The 6,431-nt window shown below is 65.5% G+C and carries 9 protein-coding genes and 1 pseudogene; 1 reads left to right on the top strand and 9 read right to left on the bottom strand.

What is annotated here, in order from left to right:
- Positions 1-189 (top strand): annotated as a pseudogene (locus tag HUU96_RS09315) (alkene reductase); the annotation flags it as partial.
- A gap of 397 nt (positions 190-586) precedes the next feature.
- Here HUU96_RS09315 and HUU96_RS09310 read toward each other — a convergent pair.
- From HUU96_RS09310 to HUU96_RS14960, 9 genes are all read right to left on the bottom strand, one after another.
- Entirely contained in the window at positions 587-1,594 is a 1,008-nt protein-coding gene (locus HUU96_RS09310; protein ID WP_174292547.1) for a DUF3618 domain-containing protein, read from the bottom strand.
- On the bottom strand, positions 1,594-1,986 hold the full coding sequence (locus HUU96_RS09305) for a phage holin family protein (protein WP_302480231.1): 393 nt from the start codon (positions 1,984-1,986) through the stop codon (positions 1,594-1,596). Before HUU96_RS09305 ends, HUU96_RS09310 begins: the two co-directional genes overlap by 1 nt.
- Entirely contained in the window at positions 1,973-2,497 is a 525-nt protein-coding gene (locus HUU96_RS09300) for a hypothetical protein (RefSeq protein WP_174292545.1), read from the bottom strand. The genes HUU96_RS09305 and HUU96_RS09300 overlap by 14 nt, the downstream gene beginning before the upstream one ends.
- A gap of 16 nt (positions 2,498-2,513) precedes the next feature.
- Positions 2,514-3,482, bottom strand: coding sequence for a phosphotransferase family protein (locus tag HUU96_RS09295; RefSeq protein ID WP_174292544.1), 969 nt, complete (start codon positions 3,480-3,482; stop codon positions 2,514-2,516).
- A 67-nt stretch (positions 3,483-3,549) separates the two neighbouring features.
- Positions 3,550-4,380, bottom strand: coding sequence for a YsnF/AvaK domain-containing protein (locus HUU96_RS09290; RefSeq protein WP_174292543.1), 831 nt, complete (start codon positions 4,378-4,380; stop codon positions 3,550-3,552).
- Positions 4,381-4,410: 30 nt separating this feature from the next.
- Entirely contained in the window at positions 4,411-5,058 is a 648-nt protein-coding gene (locus HUU96_RS09285; protein ID WP_174292542.1) for an OmpA family protein, read from the bottom strand.
- Positions 5,059-5,061: 3 nt separating this feature from the next.
- Positions 5,062-5,457 carry a YsnF/AvaK domain-containing protein gene (locus tag HUU96_RS09280; RefSeq protein WP_174292541.1) on the bottom strand — a complete coding sequence of 132 codons (396 nt, stop codon included), beginning with the start codon at positions 5,455-5,457 and terminating at the stop codon, positions 5,062-5,064.
- Between the two features lie 306 nt (positions 5,458-5,763).
- Complete coding sequence (locus HUU96_RS09275) at positions 5,764-6,240, bottom strand: hypothetical protein (RefSeq protein WP_174292540.1); 477 nt, start codon at positions 6,238-6,240, stop codon at positions 5,764-5,766.
- A partial coding sequence (locus tag HUU96_RS14960; protein WP_217430303.1) for a hypothetical protein occupies positions 6,218-6,431 on the bottom strand: 214 nt, incomplete at its 5' end. The genes HUU96_RS14960 and HUU96_RS09275, both read right to left, overlap by 23 nt.

Below are 6,431 nucleotides of genomic sequence, written 5' to 3'. Positions count from 1 at the left end.
GCCGAGGAGACTCTCGCGAACGGCGATGCCGACCTGTTCAGCTTCGGTCGCCCCTTCCTCGCCAATCCCGACCTCATTGATCGCCTGCGCACTGGCGCTCCGCTTGCCGACGCACCGAAGCAATATTGGTATGGCGGAGGCTCGGTCGGCTACTCGGACTGGCCGGCGATGCAGGAGCTCCAAGCCTAAGTCGATGCCCGAAATCCGGGAGCGTCTCCACCCTGGCGAGCGCAGGGCGATGAGACCCAGTTTCCGACAGCCAGGAGCTCTGGTTCACGTCCCGGAACCTGCCGTTCATTCAGGCCGCTGCTGCGACTCCACGCTATGGCGCAAGCCGACTTCGGCCAATCCAGGTCGTGAAGGTCTTGGCGAGAAACGGGTCGCCGTCGGGCTCGAATCGACGCCCAAGAAGCTCGTCCTCGAACGTGCTCATGCCCATCCACGCGGACGTCATCACGCGGAGTCCGGCCGTCACGAGGAGATCGACCTCGTGGCCGAGATCAGAAGTGCCAGCCCCGCATCGCGATGGGTTATGGGCGTGCCGCCGGCCGTATCAGCTGGCGGCACGCCCACTAACAACCCAGGATCAGCCCGGCTGCTTGTCGTCTCCGACGTTTCCGCTGCCGGCGAGATGCGTCTGGGCGCTATCCCGGCCGGCCTGCAGCGTCTCCTGCGCGACTTGCTTGACATGGCCGAGCAGGTCGCCGCTCTTGGCGTCGCCAAGTAGTTCGTCGACCGGCCGGTCACCGGTTAGGCCGTGTGCGTCGGCACTCCCCTTGATCGCCTGCAACGTGTCCGTCGCGACATGACCGCCGCGGTCGACCACATCCTGCGCAAGGTCACGGCCGGCTGTACGTAGTTTCGTTGCGGTCGACGCCAGTGCATGTTTCTCCTCGTCCGATACCGGCAGCAGCGATCCTGCGACCAGACCGACCAGAGCAGCGATGCCGCCCAACGCGAAGGGGTTGGAGGTGACGGACGAGAAGGCACTGCGGGTCGAGTGGGTCATGTTGCGGGTACTTTCCTGAAGAGCGGTGCCATGCTGGCCGGCGCTGTCGCGAAGGCTGTGAGCCGCTTGGCTGGCGCCGGCAGAGAGGTCGTGTGACTTCTCTCGCAGGCTCTGGGATGCCGAAGCGGCAGCGTCCTTGATCCGCTGAGAGTACGATGCCGCGGTATCGGTCGCCGTCCGGGTCAGTCCCAGCACCTTGCCGCGCGCCTCGTCGAGACGGCTCGCATGACTGTCATCATCGTCATGATCGAAGCGGTGAACATTGCCTTCGGCAAAGCGCAGCCGTGCCTCAAGGTCGTCATGGCCCGGCTTCGGCTGCGGTTCCGTACCGGGATGTTGAGCTGATGCCATCAACCAGGCGATGCCGATCCCCGTCAACGCGACCGGTAGGGGGTTAGCCCTTGCACGCGTGACCAGGTCCTTCGTGAAGTCGGCGCCATCGCCGCCACGGAAGTAAGCGAAGGCATCGTTGAGCATCTGCTTGGGCGTCAGGTGATCCTGGAGCTCGCCCAGGCGACTGTCCATCCGCGCCCGGGTGCGCGCCAGATCCTGCTCGATGCGATCCGTTTCGGAAAGCTCGTCCATCATGTGTGCTCCTTGATCATGCGCGCGTCCTTCTGGACGCTGGCGATGCTGCGCTCGGGCGTGACCGCCTTCAGCGACAGCCGGGCGATGCCGGCGCGGCTGACGAGGCCGCCAATGACGACGATCGCCACGCCGACGATGAGCAACGACGCCCAGGCCGGGAGCCAGAAGGCAAGCACTGCGGCGCCACCCTCCAGCACCACGACCAGCCCGGCGAATGCAACCAGCGCGCCGCCAAGGATGGAGATCGCCGCAATGACAAGCCCGTGGAGCTTGTGGTCGAACTCGGCGCGAGCCAGCGCAAGCTCGCCCCGCACGAGGTCCTGCACGTCGCTGGCCAAGCCGCCAGCGATCTCGCCGATCGAGTGCACGCCGTGATCAACGCCCGCCATGACCGACCTCCGGCATCGTCGGCAGGTCGTCGCGCGACACGTCGGCGGCAACGATCTTGCCAAGCCGCGCGACCGCAAAACCGGCGGCGAGCGACGCACCGATGAACAGCGCCGGCTGGCGCTGTGCGATCGATTTGACTTGGCTGAAGAGAGTGCCGAGATCGTTCTCACGCAGTGAGGTGGCCAATGCTCCTAGTTCGGCAGCGCCGCTTTCGATCGCGTGAGCGATCCAGTCCTGCTGCCCGGCAAATTGCTCGCCGGATTTGTGAACGGCCTGAGCCAACCCGTCGATCCCGTCAGCCAAACTCGCCTTCTGGTCAGATGCAGCGGACAGTGCCTTGTCCTTGACCTGACCAGCGAGTGATGCTGCCTGATCGGCAGCGCCGCTCGCCACATCCCTGGTCGACGCTGCAACGTCTCGGGCCTGGTTACTTGCACCTGACGGTGCGTCCGGCGCTTGCGTGGAAGTGCCGGCGATGTTCGTCCGCCGATCTGTGTTGAGCTCGTCCATTATCGTCTCCTGAGGTTCATTGGTCGTAGCGAGTGGAAGGGGTGAGCAGCGCCTCGATCGCGGCAATGGTGGCCGGCGTTTCGGACACAATGCCGAGGGATAGCGACTCGAACAGGCGATCGAGGCGGTAGCGGACGAAGTGGTTGCGCGATCGGCGCAGCAGGCCGGGATCGCCGCGGCGGGGATCGTAGAGCTCGATCACCCGCGCTACCGCGTCAGCGCCGTAGCTCCATAGTCCGAGCAGGTCCTGGGCCGGATCACCCAGGGCCACGTCACCGAAGTCGATGATCCCGGCTAGCCTCTCTTCCTTGCGGTCGAGCAGGATATGCTCGCAAACCAGATCGCCATGGATGATCGCCACCCGCTCGGCATGATCGAGGCGGTAGGCCGCGTAAAAATTCTCGACCGACGCGGCGAGCTGCGGCGCGTGGCGAGCGATCAGCGGCAACCGTCCGGACAGGCCGCGGTACGCGAACTGCGCGGCCGTCCAAGTGCCGGGCCACTCGCCCGACCAGCCGACCTCGGCTTGAGAAAGATCGTGGAGCGCAATGAGAAAGCGGGCGATATCGTCGAGGACGGCGTTCCTCGCCGCGTCGTCCAGCCGTGCAAAGCGGGACGCTGTCAGCGGCTCGCCGTCGATGAAGCGGTAGCCGGCGAAGCGGCCGGCGGGATCGGTATGGTCAAAGACGGGTATGGCTACCGGCGAGCGCCTCCGAAGCTGGCGCAGCACTTCGGTCTCAAGCCGCATGTCGTGCATCCCCACGCGAGGAAAGCGGAAGGCGTGCTCGTCATTGACGACGAGCAACAGGTGATCGCCGCCCGATTGGTCGAGCCGTGAAGATCGGATGGTAAGTTCTGGCAATGCGGCTTGGATCAGGTCGATCAACTGCTGTTCCGCTTTGCCCCTGGCAGACGTGCTGCCGCCTCCACCATCCGTGTTGCCCGCCGTCCCGAACTCCAGCAGCATCGTCGTCACTTCCTTCATGGCCGGGTCGGCGGGCGTGTTGTGTGGGTCCGAACTGGCGTGCGGTCTCCCGCACGCCAGTGGTGAATCAGCGCCGATTCAACGGATCGACGCTGGTGCCCTTGTCTTCGTCGATCTCGACCTCGGTACGGCGCACCGTGTCGTTGATGTCCTCGACATGGCTGCCTGCCGTCTTGGACACCACCACCTCCTCGACGACGCGGGCGGTCTTGCCGACCACGGCTTCCTCGCCGGTGGCGGTCACGTCGATGGTGCGCTCGCGGAAGGCGTCGTCGGCGTCGGTGAGAGGACGGTCGACCGCGCGGCGCTGCACGCTGATCTTCTCGTCACGCAGACGAACCTGCTCGTGGACCGGCGTCTCCGTGACGTACGACCGCACCCGCGCGCCGCCGCGATCGACCTCGCGCTTGCCGACGATCAGCTGCTCCTCGACAATCGGGATGCTCTGCTCGCCTTCGGCATCGGTCCTGGCGACGGCACGATCCGAGCCATAAGCCTCGGCACCGATGCCGACCCCCGCCGCCGCCTCGGGAGCATGGTCCCAACCCGACGACTTCCACTGTTGCGAGCGGTCATCGACGTCGACGCTGTCGGACTCCTCCAGCACCTTAACCGCCGCATCGACATGCTCCTCGCCGACATCAGCGGTTAGCAGGAAGCCACCACGGCGCACGCCTTCCTCGTAGGTATGGCGATCCTCGTCGGGCAGGAACGCGTTCTTGATCGATCCCCACATGCCGGGGTCCTGGGTGGTCGACTTGCCGGCGGCGTGAAAGCCGGGGCTCGCCTTGTCGTGGATGCTGATATGGCTGGCATCGACATGCGCGGCCTCCAGGCGGTTCTGGGCGGCTTCGGCGTCGGCACGCTGATCGAACAGCGCGGTGATGGTACGGGTCATGGGTCTTCTCCTTGGGGGATCGGTGGACGCTTACTTGCTCGTAACGACGAGCTCAGTGCGGCGGTTCTGGAACTGGCCGCCAGCGGTGGCATTGCTCGCAACCGGATTGGCATCGCCGCCGCTCGCAGTGGTGATGCGATCCGCAGCGATGCCGGCACCGGTCAGCGCCTTGGCGACGGCGGCGGCACGATCGGCGCCGAGCTTGGCATTGGCGGCATCGCTCCCGCGGGCATCGGCATAGCCAACCAGCCGGACGACCGCCTTGGGATAGGCCGCCAGGATTGCCGACAAGGCGCTCAGCGTCGACTGATCGTCGGCGCGGATGGCGGCGGAAGCGGTGTCGAAATTCAGCTTGTCGAAGGTGAAGGTGCGCGGTACCGGTGCCGCCGAGGCCAGGAACGCCTGCAGGTCGTAGTTCAGCGTCTGCGGCTGGAGGTCGACGGTGCGACCGCCCGGCAGCGCAACATGCTTTACGGCGACGGGCGGTGTGACTGTGGTCGGCGTCGCCGTCGGCGCTGGCGCCACCGCCACATCGTCGTGCCGGTTGCAGCGTCCAAGCGCGAGCAGCGCCGCCAGGATGCCCAGTCCGAGCAGGATCCAGGCAAGCCAGTTGGTCTTCTTCTTCTCGATATGTACCTCGCGCGGCGGCGCGCCTCGAGTGTTGTTCGGATCGGCCATAGTCTAGTTTCCTGCTGCTGGTGATAGGTCGGCGCCCTCGACCGTTGCCCGCATTGTGCGGACCGTCTCCGCAATTGCGACGGGTTCGGTGATGCTGGTGCGGGTGACGCGCAACTCTTCGATGACGAACAGCCGCTTCTCGACAACAAGCCGCTCCTCGACGACGGACACGATCAGCGTGTCGCCCTCCTGGCGTGGCTCGGGAGCGTGGATGACGGCGCGATCGACAGCGATCCGCTCGATCGTGAGTTCGCCGCGTTCGACGGTATCCTCGACCAGCACCGCGCGTTCGTCGACATGCATCGTCACGTGCAGGCGATCGGTAACCGCCTCGACTTTCGCTATGTCAATCTGCTCTTCGTAGAGCGGAATCGTCCGCTCACCATCGCTGTGCACCACGTGAAAGCTCCGCCGATTATATCGGCGAGGCCACCGGGCGTGGCTTGTTCGCGAGTCTGGCCTGATGGCCTTACGCCGCCCGTGCGGCGCTCGATGGACGTATCCTGTCGAGCAAGGCCTTAACCATGCGCCCGCATCGTCGTTCCCGGGATGGCGGCCAACCGCGATTTATTTTCGTCGCCTGCGCAACGATTGCGCCGCCGGTGGCAACCTCGGTCGACGAAACGGCCATGTCCAAGCGGCGCATTCATGCGATTTCGCACCGGCAGAGTGGGCAGCTGCCGTCATGCCAGACGATGACCAGGCTCACCGCCCTCCGGTCGACCCGTCGCGCTGAGACTCCGACAGCTCGGCGCTCTGATCCTGCCGTACCTCCTCCGATGAACCGTCGCGGCGGTCCGGCATCGCCACCTGGGCGAGGCCGCTGACGTTGGCGGAGCCGTGCAGCCCCGCCTCGATCTGGCGATCGAAAGCGCCGGCGGTCACCTGGTCCCGCAGGTTGACCAGGAAATCCGCGAATTTGTCGGCCGGAACGAACGTGGTCGTCTGGCCATCGATCGTCAGCGTGGCGCCGTTGGCGAGCACCGGCGTGAACGCCACGTAATCACCATCCTGATGGTACCAGCCGTCCCCCATCCCCTCTTCTCCGCTCGACCATCGAGCCTCCACTTCGTCGATTTGGCGAAGAACCGGATCGCGCAGCGCGGCGGGCGAGGAGGGCGCGTCGGGAGCGAGACCGGTCACAGTCGACACGGCACCATCAAAGAGGTTCTTGAGCGACATAGCTTATCTCCGGCTGCATGTTGACGAACGGCAGCAGCGAGCCGTTGCACATGAACGCACCCCACCGGCGCAAGGGTGCGCTGTCCTTAGATTGGCACCCGTCTTGTCGGGTTGTGTGAAGGATATCGGGCACCGGCAGGTGTACGATATCCTCCAAAGCAGGAAGCCGCGGGTCCGGGCGATGGCCTATG

Source organism: Sphingomonas bacterium (assembly GCF_903644135.1).
GTDB lineage: Bacteria > Pseudomonadota > Alphaproteobacteria > Sphingomonadales > Sphingomonadaceae > Sphingomonas.
This window is presented reverse-complemented; position numbering and strand designations above follow the sequence as displayed.